20 protein-coding genes are annotated in these 15,484 nt (G+C 72.2%); 16 read left to right on the top strand and 4 right to left on the bottom strand.

Annotated elements, in window-relative coordinates; translation table 11 throughout:
• The first annotated feature begins 23 nt into the window (after positions 1-23).
• Both JAN01S_RS05435 and JAN01S_RS05430 read left to right on the top strand, forming a co-directional pair.
• Positions 24-863 carry a hypothetical protein gene (locus JAN01S_RS05435; RefSeq protein ID WP_068314841.1) on the top strand — a complete coding sequence of 280 codons (840 nt, stop codon included), beginning with the start codon at positions 24-26 and terminating at the stop codon, positions 861-863.
• 26 nt (positions 864-889) lie between these two features.
• Positions 890-1,393: a heme-binding beta-barrel domain-containing protein gene (locus JAN01S_RS05430; RefSeq protein WP_068314838.1), complete on the top strand. Its 504-nt coding sequence runs from the start codon at positions 890-892 to the stop codon at positions 1,391-1,393.
• Positions 1,394-1,537: 144 nt separating this feature from the next.
• Here JAN01S_RS05430 and JAN01S_RS05425 read toward each other — a convergent pair whose 3' ends face one another.
• Positions 1,538-2,542, bottom strand: a complete 1,005-nt coding sequence (locus tag JAN01S_RS05425; protein WP_068314835.1) for an LCP family protein — start codon at positions 2,540-2,542, stop codon at positions 1,538-1,540.
• Between the two features lie 56 nt (positions 2,543-2,598).
• On the opposite strand from JAN01S_RS05425, the gene ygfZ reads away from it, so the two are divergent.
• From ygfZ to JAN01S_RS05390, 7 genes are all read left to right on the top strand, one after another.
• Positions 2,599-3,618 (top strand): CAF17-like 4Fe-4S cluster assembly/insertion protein YgfZ, encoded by a 1,020-nt coding sequence (gene ygfZ, locus JAN01S_RS05420; RefSeq protein WP_068314897.1) that lies wholly within the window; start codon positions 2,599-2,601, stop codon positions 3,616-3,618.
• Positions 3,619-3,800: 182 nt separating this feature from the next.
• Positions 3,801-4,445: a helix-turn-helix domain-containing protein gene (locus tag JAN01S_RS05415; protein ID WP_084360047.1), complete on the top strand. Its 645-nt coding sequence runs from the start codon at positions 3,801-3,803 to the stop codon at positions 4,443-4,445.
• Positions 4,442-5,068 carry a hypothetical protein gene (locus JAN01S_RS05410; RefSeq protein ID WP_068314832.1) on the top strand — a complete coding sequence of 209 codons (627 nt, stop codon included), beginning with the start codon at positions 4,442-4,444 and terminating at the stop codon, positions 5,066-5,068. Before JAN01S_RS05415 ends, JAN01S_RS05410 begins: the two co-directional genes overlap by 4 nt.
• A 48-nt stretch (positions 5,069-5,116) precedes the next feature.
• Positions 5,117-6,100 (top strand): asparaginase, encoded by a 984-nt coding sequence (locus JAN01S_RS05405; protein ID WP_068314829.1) that lies wholly within the window; start codon positions 5,117-5,119, stop codon positions 6,098-6,100.
• A complete protein-coding gene (dtd, locus tag JAN01S_RS05400) occupies positions 6,097-6,525 on the top strand; it encodes a D-aminoacyl-tRNA deacylase (protein WP_068314826.1) in 429 nt (142 codons plus the stop codon). The genes JAN01S_RS05405 and dtd overlap by 4 nt, the downstream gene beginning before the upstream one ends.
• A gap of 9 nt (positions 6,526-6,534) precedes the next feature.
• Positions 6,535-6,828 carry a DUF2516 family protein gene (locus JAN01S_RS05395; RefSeq protein WP_068314824.1) on the top strand — a complete coding sequence of 98 codons (294 nt, stop codon included), beginning with the start codon at positions 6,535-6,537 and terminating at the stop codon, positions 6,826-6,828.
• Positions 6,829-6,876: 48 nt separating this feature from the next.
• Complete coding sequence (locus JAN01S_RS05390) at positions 6,877-7,242, top strand: phosphomannose isomerase type II C-terminal cupin domain (RefSeq protein WP_068314821.1); 366 nt, start codon at positions 6,877-6,879, stop codon at positions 7,240-7,242.
• Here JAN01S_RS05390 and JAN01S_RS05385 read toward each other — a convergent pair.
• Positions 7,230-8,051, bottom strand: a complete 822-nt coding sequence (locus JAN01S_RS05385) for a methylase (protein ID WP_068314818.1) — start codon at positions 8,049-8,051, stop codon at positions 7,230-7,232. The genes JAN01S_RS05390 and JAN01S_RS05385 overlap by 13 nt on opposite strands.
• A gap of 40 nt (positions 8,052-8,091) precedes the next feature.
• On the opposite strand from JAN01S_RS05385, the gene JAN01S_RS05380 reads away from it, so the two are divergent.
• Genes JAN01S_RS05380 through JAN01S_RS05365 form a run of 4 tightly spaced genes read left to right on the top strand, consistent with a single transcriptional unit; the run spans position 8,092 to position 11,459 of the window.
• A complete protein-coding gene (locus JAN01S_RS05380; RefSeq protein ID WP_157075611.1) occupies positions 8,092-8,865 on the top strand; it encodes a hypothetical protein in 774 nt (257 codons plus the stop codon).
• 26 nt (positions 8,866-8,891) lie between these two features.
• Positions 8,892-10,154, top strand: a complete 1,263-nt coding sequence (gene mshA / locus JAN01S_RS05375) for a D-inositol-3-phosphate glycosyltransferase (RefSeq protein ID WP_068314894.1) — start codon at positions 8,892-8,894, stop codon at positions 10,152-10,154.
• A complete protein-coding gene (locus JAN01S_RS05370) occupies positions 10,151-10,705 on the top strand; it encodes a type III secretion system chaperone family protein (protein ID WP_068314811.1) in 555 nt (184 codons plus the stop codon). Before mshA ends, JAN01S_RS05370 begins: the two co-directional genes overlap by 4 nt.
• A gap of 22 nt (positions 10,706-10,727) precedes the next feature.
• Complete coding sequence (locus JAN01S_RS05365) at positions 10,728-11,459, top strand: phosphoglyceromutase (RefSeq protein WP_068314808.1); 732 nt, start codon at positions 10,728-10,730, stop codon at positions 11,457-11,459.
• A gap of 81 nt (positions 11,460-11,540) precedes the next feature.
• Here JAN01S_RS05365 and phoU read toward each other — a convergent pair whose 3' ends face one another.
• A complete protein-coding gene (gene phoU / locus JAN01S_RS05360) occupies positions 11,541-12,215 on the bottom strand; it encodes a phosphate signaling complex protein PhoU (protein WP_068314806.1) in 675 nt (224 codons plus the stop codon).
• A 155-nt stretch (positions 12,216-12,370) separates the two neighbouring features.
• Between phoU and JAN01S_RS05355 the strand changes: the two genes are divergently transcribed.
• A complete protein-coding gene (locus JAN01S_RS05355; RefSeq protein ID WP_084360046.1) occupies positions 12,371-13,555 on the top strand; it encodes a sensor histidine kinase in 1,185 nt (394 codons plus the stop codon).
• On the top strand, positions 13,552-14,232 hold the full coding sequence (locus tag JAN01S_RS05350; protein ID WP_068314796.1) for a winged helix-turn-helix domain-containing protein: 681 nt from the start codon (positions 13,552-13,554) through the stop codon (positions 14,230-14,232). The genes JAN01S_RS05355 and JAN01S_RS05350 overlap by 4 nt, the downstream gene beginning before the upstream one ends.
• Positions 14,233-14,303: 71 nt before the next feature.
• On the opposite strand, the gene JAN01S_RS05345 is transcribed toward JAN01S_RS05350, so the two are convergent.
• Entirely contained in the window at positions 14,304-14,819 is a 516-nt protein-coding gene (locus JAN01S_RS05345; protein ID WP_068314793.1) for a hypothetical protein, read from the bottom strand.
• Positions 14,820-14,975: 156 nt separating this feature from the next.
• Here JAN01S_RS05345 and JAN01S_RS05340 point away from each other — a divergent pair, with 156 nt between their 5' ends.
• Positions 14,976-15,458, top strand: a complete 483-nt coding sequence (locus JAN01S_RS05340) for a CarD family transcriptional regulator (RefSeq protein ID WP_068314790.1) — start codon at positions 14,976-14,978, stop codon at positions 15,456-15,458.
• Positions 15,459-15,484: the final 26 nt, after the last annotated feature.

The following is a 15,484-nucleotide window of genomic DNA, read 5'->3' as shown; positions in this document are numbered from 1 at the left end:
CGGGCCCGGCTACCCTCTGCCCCGTGACCACCGACGTTCCCGCTGAGCACGAGACCCGGGCCTCGCGGCGCGCGCTGCGCGACGCGGCCGTCCCGGTCGACCCCTCGGCCGCCGGTGCGCGGCCGAGGCCGGTGATGACCGCCGCCACCGTCGTCGTGGCGCTGACCCTGGCCGCGGCGGCCGGGTCGGGCCGCCGTGTCGTGGAGATCGTCGCCATCGTCGTCGCCGGGCTCGCCGTGTCGGCGGGGTGGCCGCGCCTCTTCGGGTCCCGCACGCCCGTGGGGACCTCTGTCGTCCTCGCCGTGACCTCGTTGGCGGTCGGCGCGGCCCTGCTCGTGCAGGGGGAGGAGCCGTACCTCGAGCACGTCCCCGCGGCGATGGCGCTCGGTGTCGTGGCGATGTGCCTGCACCCGCTCGTCCAGGCGTCGGCGCGGGAGCAGCTGGCGCAGACGTTGACCGCCACGGCCCTGGGGGTGCTGACCATCGGTGGCGGGGCGCTCTTCGTCAGCACGGTCTTCCTCGGTGGGGGCGGCCCCGTGGTCGTCGTGTGTGTCGCGCTGGCCGTCGCGGCGCTCGTCGACCTCGTCCTGGAGCGCCCGGGGCGCACCCGCTGGATGATCCCGGCCGCGATGCTCGCCGGTGGGATCGCCGCCGTCGTCGTCCACCTCGTCGTGAGCGGCACCCTCGACGCCTGGCCGGCGCTGCTCGGAGTGACGGGGGCCGGGGCCGCGGTCGCCCTGCGCCGTGCCATGTCCCAGCAGCCCACGGTCGCCGGGGTGCCGGCCGCCGTCGCGGCGGGTGCGGCCTCGGTGCTGCTCGTCGCGCCGCTGGTGCACCTCGTCGCCCGCCTCCCGCTCGCGTAGGCACGCTCCCACCGGACGGCCCTACGATGGGGCGGGTGTTCACCCTCGACCCCACGATCCACCCCGACATCGCACCCCTGGCCTGGCTCGTCGGCCGCTGGGAGGGCGCCGGCGTCCTCGGCTACCCGACGATCGAGTCGGCCAACTTCGGCCAAGAGATCGTCGTCAGCCATGACAGCCGCCCCTTCCTGCGGTGGGAGAGCCAGTCGTGGATCCTCGACGACGCCGGCAACAAGGTGCGCCCGTCCGGCACCGAGCTCGGCTTCTGGCGCCCGGCCGGCGAGGGCGAGGCCGAGCTGCTGCTCACCCACCCGACGGGCATCGTCGAGCTGTACTACGGCACCGTCGAGCCGGGACGCATCGAGTTGCAGACGGACGGCGTCCTGCGCAGCCCCCACGCCAAGGACTACACGGCGGCCAAGCGGATGTACGGGCTCGTGCAGTCCAACCTCATGTGGGTCATGGACATGGCCGCGATGGGTCAGCCCCTGACGAGCCACCTGTCCGCAGAGCTCAAGCGCGTCGACTGACGCGGCCCCGCCCCCTTCGCCCAAGCATCTCCCCGGGCGAATGCCCGCTCTCGACGCCAGGACCGCGCATCTCCCCGGGGAGATGCAAAGCCTTGACGTCAAGAGGCTGCATTGCCACAGGGCAATGGGGGCTCGAGCTGGGGCCTACCCCTCGTACGAGGCCATGTCGTCGGTGCGCAGGGCGTCGCTCAGGCGGGACATGCCCTGTTCGTCGAGGATGTCGATCGCGCCACCGTTGGGCGCGGTCCCGTAGCCGCTGAACGGTGCGGTGACGAAGTGGATGTCGTCGCCGCGGATGCCGCGCATGCGGATCGCCTCGCGGCGGATCGTGCCGGTGGACAGGGAGTTGTCGACCGTCGTGTGCTTGGTGCCGGCGTCGATGACGCCGTTGAGCTTGCTCGGGTTGAGCAGCACGCCGGGGCTGAGGGTCTCGGACATCATCGCCTTGAGCCAGGCCTGCTGGCGCTGCCCGCGGGAGATGTCGCCCTCGGCGAGGGTCTTGCGCTCGCGGACGTACTCGAGCGCCTGCTCTCCGTCGAGGTCGACGGGGCCGGCGGGGTACTTCGGGCTGGCCTGCTGGTTGTTGATGCGGACGCCGCCCAGGGCGTCGGTGAGGTTCTTGAAGCCCTCGAAGTCGGTCTTGGCGATGTGGTCGATCTTCACGCCCACGAGGTCCTGGATCGTGCTCACGAGCAGCGGCGACTGGCCGTACGCGTAGGCGGCGTTGATCTTGTCCTCGCCGTGGCCGGGCACGGGGACGTACAGGTCACGGGGGAAGTGGATGATCCAGATCTCGTCACGCGCCTCGGTGACGTGCACGAGCTGGATGACGTCGGACCGGCTCGCGGTCTCGCCGGGCCGGGCGTCGGAGCCGATGAGCAGGTAGTTGGTGCCCTTGTCCGTGACGAGCTTCTTGCCCTGGGTCGTCGCCGTCTGGTCGGCCGAGGAGCCGAGGAGGTCCTCGCGGGCGAGATTGCGGTCGACCTTGGAGCTGAGGAACCAGCCGTACCCCACGATGCCCACGACGAGCAGGAGGAGGAAGGCCACGAGCGAGACGGCAACCCGCCGTCCCCGGCCCATGCGACGACGGCGGCCGGTGCTGCGGGACTCGTCGACGGTGTTGTCGGTGTCCTCGAACTCTTCGAGCATGCGCCCATCGTAGGCGGCCGTGCTGGGACGGGCCTGTACGTCGTAGATTGGTGGGCATGACCGCTTCACCCCTGCTGCAGGCCCCCGGCGCCGTCCCCGGCGAGGGGATCGACGCCGGGGTGGCCGCCCACTACGGCGATCCCATGCGGGAGCAACGACTGCTCGCCGAGGGCCTGGGTGTCGTCGACCTCTCCCACCGCGGGGTCGTCACCATCACCGGCCCCGACCGGCTGTCGTGGCTGCACTCGCTCACCTCCCAGCAGCTGGCCGACCTGCCCCCGCGCACGTCGGCGGAGTCGCTCGTCCTCACCCCCAAGGGGCACGTCGAGCACGCCCTGCACGTCGTCGACGACGGCGGGACGACGTGGGTCACGGTCGAGCCCGGCACCGCGCCGGCGCTCGCGGCGTGGCTGGACTCGATGCGGTTCATGCTCCGGGTGGAGGTCGCGGACGTCTCCGACGCGTACGCCGTGCTCGGTGAGACCGTCGACCGCGAAGGGGGAGAGGGTGAGCCCCCGACATGGGTGGACCCGTGGCCCCGTCTCGTCGGCGACTCCGCTCTCTACGGCCCCGTCGCCGAAGAGCACCCGGGGCGGGAGCGCCGGTGGCGTGAGGTGATCGTCCCCGTCGGCGACGTCGCCGCGGCCGTCGGTGACCGTGAGCTCGTCGGCACCTGGGCAGCGGAGGCACTGCGCATCGCGGCCTGGCGCCCGCGCCACGGGGCGGAGACCGACCACCGCACGATCGCTCACGAGCTGGACTGGCTGCGCACCGCCGTGCACCTGCACAAAGGGTGCTACCGCGGGCAGGAGACGATCGCCCGCGTGCACAACCTCGGCCGCCCGCCGCGCCGGCTGGTCTTCCTCCACCTCGACGGCTCCGGGCACACCCTCCCCGACGTCGGTGCCGAGGTGCTGCTCGGTGACAAGGTCGTCGGGCGCCTGACGTCCGTCGCCCGCCACCACGACGACGGACCCATCGCGCTGGCCGTCCTCAAGCGCAACACCGACGACGCCGCCGACTTGCTCGTCGCGCCCGACATCGCCGCCGCGCAGACCCCGATCGTCCCGCGCTGACCGGGAAACCCCGACCGGACCGGGAAACCCCGACCGGGCCGGGAAACCCCGACCGGGCCGGGACACGACCCGGCCCGCGGTGACCAACCCGGCCGACGCGGGACATCCCGGCCCGCCGTGAGTTCCCTCACCTCTGCTGTCCGTGGCTTGCACGTGCTAACTGGAGCAAGCACACTGGAGGCATGTCGAAGAACCCGTTGGACGCCCTGCCGGGCAACCTGGGCAACAACCTCGGCGAGTACCTGCGCGAGCAGCGACTCACCAAGAAGTTGTCCCTGCGGCAGCTGTCGGCGATCGCCGGGATCTCCAACCCCTACCTGAGCCAGATCGAGCGGGGGGTCAAGCGGCCGAGCGCCGAGATCCTCCAGCAGATCGCCAAGGGCCTGTCGATCTCCGCCGAGACCCTCTACGTCCAGGCCGGTCTGCTCGACCCCAGCGACAGCGTGTCAGAGGTCGGTGCCACGACCCGCGCGGCGATCTCGAGCGACCCCGCCCTCACCGCCCGCCAGCGCCAGACGCTGCTGGAGATCTACGACTCCTTCGTCGGCGCGACCACGGGCGAAGGGGGCCGCGCACCGGCCGCGAAGACCTCCGCCCAGCGCTCGGCCGGCAAGGCCACGGGGACGAAGCGGACCGCGACCAAGCGGACCCCGGCGAAGCGGACCACTGCCAAGAAGTCCGCCGCCAAGAAGACCACCGCGAAGAAGACCGCGGTCAGCACGAAGGGCTCGGCAGCGTCGTCGGGCTCCAAGAACACGTCGGCCTCCCGGGCCGGTCGTGAGGACACGACCTCGTCATCGACGAGCACCCCAAGGAGAAACGCATGAGCGTCACCACCACCGTCAAGAAGGTCGTCACCGACCAGACCTACGCGACCCTCGGCGCCACCGACCTCACGGTCGAGACCGTCCGCGGCTACACCGCCCAGATCGCCGCCCTGCGCGCCGAGCTGGAGCCGAAGAAGGTCCAGGCCCGCGTCAAGGCCGCCCCGGCCGACGCGCAGGCGTACTACGAGGGCCTGACCAAGCGTGGCGAGGCCCTGGTCACCCGCATCAAGAACCAGAAGGCCACCAAGGACCTCGTCGGGCAGGCCGAGTCCACCGTCGCGCTGGGCAAGGGTGTCGTCACGACCGTCAAGAAGGCCGTCGCCGACGTCGAGCGCTCGGCCAAGGCCACGCTGACCATCGGTCGCAAGGAGGCCGTCAAGGCTGCCGAGGCCGTCGCCGACTCCGTGGACGTCGACGTCAAGGTCGACACCGCCAAGGCGAAGAAGGCCGTCGCCGGCTCTGCCAAGCGCACCACCACGGCTGCCAAGCGCACCACCACGACGACCAAGAAGGCCGCCGCGCGCACCCGCACGGCGACCAAGTCGACCGCGACCGCCGCGAAGAAGACGGCCGCCAAGACCACCCAGGCCGCCGAGAAGGCCGCCGAGAAGGTCGGCGACTGAAGAGGTCCCGAGCAGATGATGCTCTGGTGAGGCACTAACCTCCGGCGAGTGACCACTCACGCCGAGACCGCCTCCCTCGACGCAGCCCCCGTGCTGGTCCACGTGACCCGCGGGGGCTTCGTCGAGTCCGCCCACCGCGCGACGCTCGTCGCGACGGACGCCGCCGGGGGCAGCCCCCTTCGTCATGGTCGGGTGGACGACCCGGTGCTGCCGCGCTCCTCGCTCAAGCCCGTGCAGGCCCTGGCGATGGTCCGCCACGGGCTCGACCTGCCGCCGCACCTGCTCGCCCTCGTGTGCTCGAGCCACTCGGGTGAGCAGGTCCACCACGACGGTGTGGCCGAGGTCCTCGCGACCGTCGGGCTCGACCTGAGCGCGCTGCGCAACACCCCGGCCCTGCCGCTGGGGGAGCTCGAGCACGCCCGGTGGCTCGCCGCCGGCACCGCACCGGCTCCGGTCGCGCAGGACTGCTCCGGCAAGCACGCCGGCATGCTCGCCACCTGCCGCGTCAACGACTGGCCGACCGAGACCTACCTCGAGCCCGAGCACCCGCTGCAGCAGGCCATCCGCGACACGACCGCCGAGGTCGTGGGGCCGGTCACCCACACGACCGTCGACGGGTGCGGCGCGCCGCTCTTCGCCGTGCCGCTGTCGGGTCTGGCCCGCGCCTTCGGGCGCCTGGCCGCCGCAGAGCCCACGACGGACGAAGGGCGGGTCGCCGCCGCCATGCGCACCGCGCCCCACATGGTCGGCGGGACCGGGCGGGACGTCACGCAGTTCATGCAGGCCGTGCCGGGACTCATCGCCAAGGATGGCGCCGAGGCCGTGTACGCGGCCGGTCTGGACGACGGGCGCGGCGTCGCGCTCAAGGTCGCGGACGGCGCACCGACCGCCCGGGCCCGCCAGGCGCTGCTCGCCCACGCCCTGCTGGCGCTCGGCGTCGACACGCCGGACCTGCGGGCCCTCGCCGACCAGCCCGTCCTCGGCCACGGGCGCCCCGTGGGCGCGGTCGAGGTCGTCGACCTCACCGCATGAGGACCGTCCTGCAGCGGGTCACCGCGGCCAGGGTCACCGTCGACGACGAGGTCGTCGGCGAGATCGGCGAGGGACTCGTGGCGCTCGTCGGCGTGACCCACGCCGACGGCCCCGACGAGGTCGCGACGACCGTGCGCAAGGTCGCGGAGCTGCGGATCATGCGCGACGAGCGCTCCGTGACCGACTGCGGCGCAGGGGTGCTCGTCATCAGCCAGTTCACCCTCCACGCCGATGTGCGCAAGGGGCGACGTCCGTCGTGGAATGCCGCCGCGCCCGGGCCCGTCGCCGAGCCGCTCGTCGACGCGGTGGCCGCCGGCCTGCGAGAGCGGGGGATCGAGGTGGCCACGGGACGCTTCGGCGCCGACATGGCGATCGACATCCACGCCGACGGTCCGGTGACGATCGTCGTCGACGTCCCGGCCTAGTCTGGTCGGGTGCAGATCCTCAGCGACGTCCAGGGACTCATCGTCCTCGGCCTCAGCCTCCTCGCCCTCGGCGCGGAGGTCTTCGCCCTCGCCCACGCGGTCCGGCAGCGCCAGGACGCCTTCCCCGCGGCGGGCAAGCAGACCAAGACCTTCTGGGTCGCGGCCCTCGTCATCGCGACGCTCATGGGCATCGCGGCCGTCGGCGGCGTCGGGCTCCTCGGGATCATCGCCATCGTCCTCGCGGGCGTCTACCTCGCCGACGTGCGCCCGGCGATCGACGAGGTCCTCGGTCGCCGCCGCTGAGTCGGGCACAATGACCGGGCACCGCACCACCACCCAAGGGGACATCTCGTGAGCAGCCTGCCCGACCCGCGTGAGGACATGTTCGTGTCGGAGCGCCCGTGGGGCAGCTTCCAGCAGTTCACCCTCAACGAGCCGACGACGGTCAAGATCATCACCGTCGACCCCGGCCAGCGCCTGTCCCTGCAGACCCACGAGCTGCGGGCCGAGTTCTGGCAGGTCCTCGACGGCCCGATCGACGTGACCGTCGGGGAGCGGACGTGGAGCGCGCAGCCCGGCGAGCAGGTCTGGGTGGAGCAGGGCGCCGTGCACCGCATGGGCAACTCGTCCGACCGTCCGGGTCGCGTCCTCGAGATCGGCTACGGCGACTTCGACGAGGGCGACATCGTCCGCCTCGAGGACGACTACCAGCGCTGAGCCAGCGGTCCTCCGCGCGGCGCGACGAGCGACCACGGCACGGTGAGCTCGCCGAGGCGCCACCGGTCCGCACCGCCGACGACCGGGACCTGCGTCGCCACGTCCCCCAGCGCCGCCACCGCCTGCTGCCGGGCCCCGTACGGAGCGAAGGGGGAGGACCGCCGCCACGCGTCGTCCACGAGCGCGAGCAGGTCGTGCACCGGCTCGCCCGGGACGTTGCGGTGGATCAGCGCCTTGGGCAGGCGTTCGGCGACGACCGAGGGTGGCCGCGAGGCGTCGAGGTCGCGCAGCCGCCACGAGAGCGTGAGCGTGCGCGGACCGTCCGCGTCGAGCGTGACCCAGCTGCCGAGCCGGCCGAGCTCGTCGCACGTGCCCTCGACGAGGATCCCGCGCTCGTCGAGCCGGTCGATCATCGTGCGCCACGGCCCCTCGACCTCGGACTCGTCGTACTGGCGCAGCACGTTGAAGGCGCGCACGACCCGGGCCCGCCGCCCCGCCGGCAGCGGCACCTCGAACCCACCGAGCGCGAAGTCCACGCCCGGCCGCGCCCACGCCTGCGCGGTCGCCACCCGCTCGGGGTCGATCTCGAGGCCGGTGACGTGCACGTCCGGCCGCACCGCACGCACCCGGTCCGCCCACTCCACCGTCGTGACGCCGGAAGCGCCGTGGCCCAGGTCGACGAGGTGCGGGGTGCCCCCCTTCGTCAGCACGTCGCGGTGGGTCGCGAGCAACCACCGGTCGCACCGACGCAGGCGGTTGGGGTTGGTCGTCCCCCGGGTGATGTTGCCGAGGGGGCGCGGGCTGGGCACGCCCGCAGCCTAGGGCGTGGTGCGAACTAGGCTGGCAGGCGTGTGGCACGCAGACCGACGGGTGAGCTGGAGCATGGTGTCCCTGCTCCTCTCGCTGTCCGGTGCCCTGCTGCTCGCCGCGATCATCTGGGTGCCGCCGGCGCTCGGCCGCGACTCGGGCGTCCGACCGATCCAGCCCGGCCTGCTCGTCGTCGCCCCCGAGGCGAGCGGCGTGGTGACCCTCGGGTCCGGCCGCGCGGCGCAGCTGGACGGCACGGGGCTGCGGATCACCAACGGCGGGGGCCTGCTCTTCCGCACAGTGCGCGGCGGCTCGCCCCTCTCCGCGCTCTTCGGCGAGGTCGAGGGCAGCGGCAGCGAGCGCTCCGAGGAGGTCTCGGCGGCGGCGAGCAACCTCGAGATCGACCGCCTCGCCATCGAGCCCGGTGAGGTCACCTGGTCGGGTCGTCTCACCGGCGACGGGCAGAGCGTGCCGGCGTCGATCGTCGTGCGTCTCGAGGGGGCCCGGCTCGTCGTCACGGCCACGGCGAAGGGGGCCGACGCGGTCGTCGTCCACTCCCACCAGGAGCTGGCGACCCGGGGCCGCCAGCCCGGTCTGCCCGACCGGCTGCTGCGCAAGCGGGCATGGTGGGTGGGTGACGGCCCAGCCCCCGTGGTCGACGCCTACTCGACGGAGCTGGGCGTGACCGTGGGCCTGGGACCGCGTGGGCGCCACCGGGGTGTCGACCTGCGCCGGATGGGGCACACCGACCTGCACGCGTGGGCACCGAGCGCCACGCTGACGATGACGAGCTACCGGAGGGTGGTGGAGGAGTGAGCGAGCAGCGCATCCGGAGGGTGGCGATGATCAGCGTGCACACCTCGCCGTTGGCCCAGCCGGGCACCGGCGACGCGGGCGGGCTGAACGTCTATGTCGTCGAGTCCGCGCGCGAGATGGCGTCCCGGGGCGTCGAGGTGGAGATCTTCACCCGGCGCACCGCAGCGGACCTGCCCGACGTCGTCGAGCTCTTCCCCGGCGTCACCGTCCGCCACGTCGACGCGGGCCCGTACGAGGGCCTGGTCAAGGAGGACCTCCCGGGTCAGCTGTGCGCCTTCGCCGCCGGGATGATGCGCGAGATCGCTCGCGTGCCCGCCGGCCACTACGACGTCGCCCACTCCCACTACTGGCTCTCCGGGCAGGTCGGCTGGCTCGTCGCCGAGCGCTGGCAGGTGCCGCTCGTGCACACGATGCACACGATGGCCCGGGTCAAGAACCGCCAGCTGGCCGCCGACGACGTCCCCGAGCCGCCCGGCCGCGAGATCGGCGAGGCGCAGGTCGTCGACATCGCCGACCGGCTGATCGCCAACACCGGGCAGGAGGCCGGCGAGCTCGTCGAGTACTACGACGCCGACCCGGGCAAGGTCGTCGTCGTGCCGCCGGGGGTGGACCTCGAGCTGTTCACCCCGGGCGACCGGGCCGCGGCCCGCTCGCAGGTCGGGCTGCGCGAGGACGCGGTCGTGCTCCTCTTCGTCGGGCGGATCCAGCCGCTCAAGGCACCCGATGTGCTCGTCCGCGCGGCGGCGCACCTCCTCGAGCGTCGACCCGAGCTGCGTGAGCGGCTCGTCGTCGCGGTGCTCGGCGGGGCCTCGGGCCGCGGACTGGCCGCGCCCGACTCCCTCCGGCGACTGGGTGAGGAGCTCGGCGTCTCCGATGTGCTCCACCTGGCGCCGCCGGTGAGCCGGGCCGAGCTGGCCCAGTGGTACCGGGCGGCCGACGTCGTCACCGTCCCCTCGTACACCGAGTCCTTCGGCCTCGTGGCGGTCGAGGCGCAGGCCTCCGGGGCTGTCGTGCTCGCGGCCCGGGTGGGCGGGCTGCCCACGGCCGTCGGTGACGCCGGGGTGCTCGTCGACGGGCACGACCCGCAGGTGTGGGCCGGCGAGCTGCTGGCCGTCCTCGACGACCCCGAGCGCGCGGAGGACCTGCGCGTCCGCGCGCGCCGGCACGCCGAGGGGTTCGGCTGGGCGGCCACCGTCGACCACCTGCTCGAGGTCTACGGCGACGCGGTCGCCGAGCGGGCCTCGCTGACCGACCGCACGACCGACCAACCGCTGGAGGTGGCCCGATGACCGAGCCGATGGACCAGGACGAGCGGCAGCGCGCGCTCGACGTCGTGACCCGGGTGGTCGCGGAGGCCGGTCTCGAGCACGAGCCGGGGGCCCGTGACGGGGAGCTCGTCGTCACCCTGCCGGGGGAGCGCAAGCTCAAGACGGTGACCTCCCTCGTCGTCGGCGAGCAGGCGCTGTCGGTCTCGGCCTTCGTCATCCGCAATGCGGATGAGAACCACGAGGAGTTCTACCGCCACCTCCTGCGGCGCAACCTGCGGATGCCGCTGCTCGCGTACTCCGTGGACTCCTCCGGTGACGTCTACGTCGGCGGGCGGATCCCCCTTCGCGCCGTGACCGACGAGCTCGTCGACCAGGTGCTCGGCATCGTGCTCGAGGCGGCCGATGCGCCGTTCAACGAGCTGCTCCTGCTCGGGTTCCGCTCGTCGATGCAGAAGGAGTGGGACTGGCGCGTCTCGCGCGGTGAGTCGCTGCGCAACCTCGAGGCATTCCGCTCCGTGCTGGAGCGCGAGGGTGAGCGGGCGCCCGCGCCGGACGGGGCGCCGCGGGACTGACGCGCGTCGATACGCTGTGCCCATGTCGACTCTGATCCTGCTGCGCCACGGTCGTTCCGACTGGAACGAAAAGAACCTCTTCACCGGATGGGTCGATGTCGACCTCATCGACCGCGGTCGTGAGGAGGCCGTCCGGGGCGGCCGTCTCATGGCCGAGGCCGGGCTCCTGCCCGACGTCGTCCACACCTCGGTGCTGCGCCGGGCGATCACCACCGCCAACCTCGCGCTCGACGCCGCCGACCGCCACTGGATCCCGGTGCGTCGCGACTGGCGGCTCAACGAGCGCCACTACGGCGCCCTGCAGGGTCTGGACAAGGCCGCGACCCGGGACACGTACGGCGAGGAGCAGTTCATGCTCTGGCGGCGCAGCTTCGACACCCCGCCGCCGGAGATCGACCCCACCAACGAGTTCGCGCAGACCGACGACCCCCGTTACGCGGGCATGGAGGTGCCGCGCACCGAGTGCCTCAAGGACGTCATCGAGCGCCTCATGCCGTACTGGGAGGGCCCGATCCGCGAGGACCTCGCCGCCGGCCGCACGGTGCTCGTCACCGCCCACGGCAACTCGCTGCGCGCGCTCGTCAAGCACCTCGACGGCATCAGCGACGAGGACATCGCGGGGCTGAACATCCCGACCGGCATGCCGCTCGTCTACGACCTCGGTGAGGACTTCATGCCGACCCGCCCGGCGGAGTACCTCGACCCGGAGGCCGCTGCGGCCGAGGCCGCCGCGGTCGCCAACCAGGGGAAGTGACCCGCCCCGAGTACGACGCAGGGGGCCCCGCCGACATCGAGTCGGCGGGGCCCCCTGCGCTGTGCGGGCTGTGCGGCGCGGTCAGTCGCGCTCGTGCACCTCGGGCAACTCGATGGCGCCGGCCTCGCCGGTGACGAGGAAGCCGACGCGGCGGGCCACGGTCACGGCGTGGTCGCCGAAGCGCTCGTAGTAGCGGCTGAGCAGCGCGACGTCGACGGCGCTCGTCGTGCCGTGCTGCCACGCGCCCTCGGCGAGGACGGTGAACATCTCACGGTGGAGGGTGTCGAGCTCGTCGTCGACCTGCTCGATGGCCGCGGCCTCCTCGAGGCTCTGGCTCGTGATGACCCCACCGACCTGGCCGACGATCTGCTCGGCGATGGCGCCCATCCGCTCGAAGGTCGCGCGCAGCTCCTCCGGAACGGCGTGCTCGGGGTAGCGCAAGCGCACGACCTGGGCGACGTGGCGGGCGAGGTCACCCATGCGCTCGAGGTCGCCGGACATGCGCATCGAGGCGACGACCGTGCGCAGGTCGCTCGCGACGGGGGACTGGCGGGCGAGCAGGTCGACCGACCGCGCGTCGAGGTCGTTGCGGCGCAGGTCGATCGCCTGGTCCTGGGCGATGACCTGGTCCGCGAGCTGGACGTCGGCCTCGAGCAGGGCACGGGTGGACTGGCGGATCGCTGCGGCGACCAGCTCGGCGAGCGAGACCAGGTCGGTGGCGACCTGCTCGAGCTCGTCGTGGAAAACCTGGCGCATCGCGCCCCCTTCGGTCGTGGTCAGGACAGGTCTCCTGCCCAGTGAACGTGGTTCCAGTGAACACCTCGCAGAGCGCAGGTGAACAGCACGGGGGCCCATCTCGTGGTGGGCAGCCCGCTCCCAGCATGCCCGGTGGGAGAAGTACTCTCGGTGACGTGCAGCCAACGACCGCGGCAATTCTCGGTGGCGTCGCCGGCATGCTCATCAGCTTCTTGGTCTGGGCGGCGATCACCTTGAGCGACCGCGAACGCGCCGTGGAGCGGGAGCCCGAGCCGGAGGTGCCCCGTGGTGTCGGGGACGTCCTGGCCGTGCTCCGCTCGTCGGGTGTCGTGCTCGACCACTCCGGAGGCGTCGTCAAGAGCTCGCCCGCCGCGATCACCTACGGCATCGTGCGCAACGGCCGCCTCATCCACGACGAGATCTCCGCGATGGTCGCCCAGGTCGCCCGCGACGGCGTGATCCGCGAGGCCCAGCTCGAGCTGTCCAGGTCGGGGCTGAGCAATGTCGCGTACGTGTCCGCGCGCGTCGCTCCGCTCGGCGCCGAGCACGTGCTGCTGCTCGTCGACGACCAGACCCAGGGCCGCCGCGTCGAGGAGACCCGACGCGACTTCGTCGCCAACGTCAGCCACGAGCTCAAGACGCCGGTCGGTGGCATCTCCCTGCTCGCCGAGGCGGTCATGGACGCCAAGGACGACCCCGAGGCCGTCGACCGCTTCGCCCGTCGGATGCAGAGTGAGGCGGTGCGCCTGTCGAGCCTGATCAAGGAGATCGTCGAGCTCTCCCGGCTCCAGGGCACGCCGGTCCTGCAGGACCCGCAGCTCGTCGAGATCGAGGACGTCGTCGCGCTCGCCCTCGAGCACCTGCGCATCGAGGCCGAGGCCAAGAACATCACCCTGACCGACAAGGTCGCCGAGGACCTGTACGTGCGCGGCGACGAGGACATGCTCATCACCGCCGTGCGCAACCTCGTCGGCAACGCGATCTCCTACTCCGACGCCAACACCGCGGTCGGCGTGGGCGCGCGCCTGCAGGGCGACACGGTCGAGATCGCCGTCACCGACCAGGGGCCTGGCATCCCCGAGCACGAGCAGACCCGCATCTTCGAGCGCTTCTACCGGATGGACGCCGCCCGCTCCCGGGCCACCGGCGGCACCGGTCTCGGCCTGTCGATCGTCAAGCACATCTGCGCCAACCACGGCGGCGACATCCAGGTCTGGAGCGACGGCGCCCACGGATCCACCTTCACCATCCGCCTGCCGGTCGCGGCCGAGTCCCTCGAGGCCGCCACCCCGCAGCCCCCCACTCCCACCGCCCCCACCCCCAAGGAGTCCCGCACATGACGCGCATCCTCGTGGTCGAGGACGAGGTGTCCTTCTCCGACCCGCTGTCCTACCTGCTCGACAAGGAGGGCTACGACGTCGTCGTGGCCGAGACCGGCCCGGACGCCATCACGGCCTTCGACGCGGACGGCGCGGACCTCGTCCTGCTCGACCTGATGCTGCCCGGCCTGTCGGGGATCGACGTGTGCCGCGCGATCCGCCAGCGCTCCAACGTGCCGGTCATCATGCTCACGGCCAAGGATGGCGAGATCGACAAGGTCGTCGGGCTCGAGATCGGTGCCGACGACTACGTCACCAAGCCGTACAGCTCGCGCGAGCTGCTCGCCCGGATCAAGGCGGTGCTGCGCCGCAACAGCGAGCCGGAGGAGCTGCTCCCCTCCACGATCGAGGGCGGTCCGGTCCGCATGGACGTCGACCGCCACGTCGTCGCCGTCGGCGGGACGCAGATCTCGCTGCCGCTCAAGGAGTTCGAGCTGCTCGAGATGCTGCTGCGCAATGTCGGGCGGGTCCTCACCCGGGTCCAGCTCATCGACCGCGTCTGGGGCAGCGACTACGTCGGTGACACCAAGACGCTCGACGTCCACATCAAGCGGTTGCGGGCCAAGATCGAGCCGGACCCGGCCAAGCCGGTGCACATCGTCACCGTGCGGGGGCTGGGCTACAAGTTCGAGGACTGAGGTCCCTCACGTCACGAGAGGCCGGCACCCGATGCGGGGTGCCGGCCTCTCGTGGGCGAAGGGGGGTGGCCTCAGTGGCCCTCCTCCTCCTCGTGCTCCGCGCTGGGCGTGGGGGTCGGGGTCCAGCCCTCGGGCGCGTAGTCCTCGTAGTAGCCGGCCGGGTCGAGCACGGGGGTGTTGACCGGGGTGGTCGCGCCGCCGTCGCTCACGTCGAGCTCGATCATGTCGCCGGGAGCGGCGTCGACCTCGGTGAGGGTGAGCGTCTCGTCCTCGCTGAGCACGACGACGGCGTGGGCCGGGACCTGGGCCTCGACCTTGCTGCCACCGGGCACGGCGACGGTGAAGGTCAGCTCCTCGCCGGTCGTGTTCTCCACGGTGCCGGTGACGGTGGCGTCACCGCCCTCCTCGCCGCTCACGAGCGCGAGGTTGCGCACCTGGGCGTTGTCGAGGTCGGCGGGCACGCCGTCCGCCAGCGACATCGTCTCGGACGTCTGGAAGGGGGAGTTGACCGAGCAGCCGGCCGTCCCGGCCGCGAGGGCCAGGGCCAGGGCGATCACAGGGGTGCGGGTGAGGAGGTTGCGCTTCACGGGGCACAGCCTAGCGGGGGCGGTCGCCCCCTTCGTCGTGGGTGTGGCCACATGCCCTCTCCCGCGCGCGCGAGAGGGCATTCTGGCCCCTTGGACGACTGTGCGACCCACGACACGCCGTGATAATCTGGAGGTCGCGAAAGGGGAAATCTCCACATGGTTTTCAAGGTCGGCGAGACGGTCGTGTACCCCCACCACGGGGCTGCTCTGATCGAAGAGATCAAGATGCGAAAGATCAAGGGCGAGGACAAGCAGTACCTCAAGCTCAAGGTGGCCCAGGGTGACCTGACCATCGAGGTGCCCGCCGAGAACTGCGACCTCGTGGGTGTCCGCGACGTCGTGGGTAAGGAGGGGCTGGACCGGGTGTTCGAGGTGCTGCGCACCCCGCACGCCGAGGAGCCGACCAACTGGTCGCGCCGCTACAAGGCCAACCTCGAGAAGCTGGCCTCCGGTGACGTCATCAAGGTGGCCGAGGTCGTGCGCGACCTGTGGCGCCGCGAAAAGGACCGCGGCCTGTCCGCCGGCGAGAAGCGCATGCTCGCCAAGGCCCGCCAGATCCTCGTCTCCGAGCTCGCGCTCGCGGAGAAGACGGACGAGGACAAGGCCGAGGTCATGCTCGACGAGGTCCTGGCTTCCTGAGGTCGCAGCCCTGACTGCAGCAGACA

Origin of the sequence: Janibacter anophelis NBRC 107843 (assembly GCF_001570945.1) — a bacterium.
In the GTDB taxonomy this organism is placed as follows: domain Bacteria; phylum Actinomycetota; class Actinomycetes; order Actinomycetales; family Dermatophilaceae; genus Janibacter; species Janibacter anophelis.
This window is presented reverse-complemented; position numbering and strand designations above follow the sequence as displayed.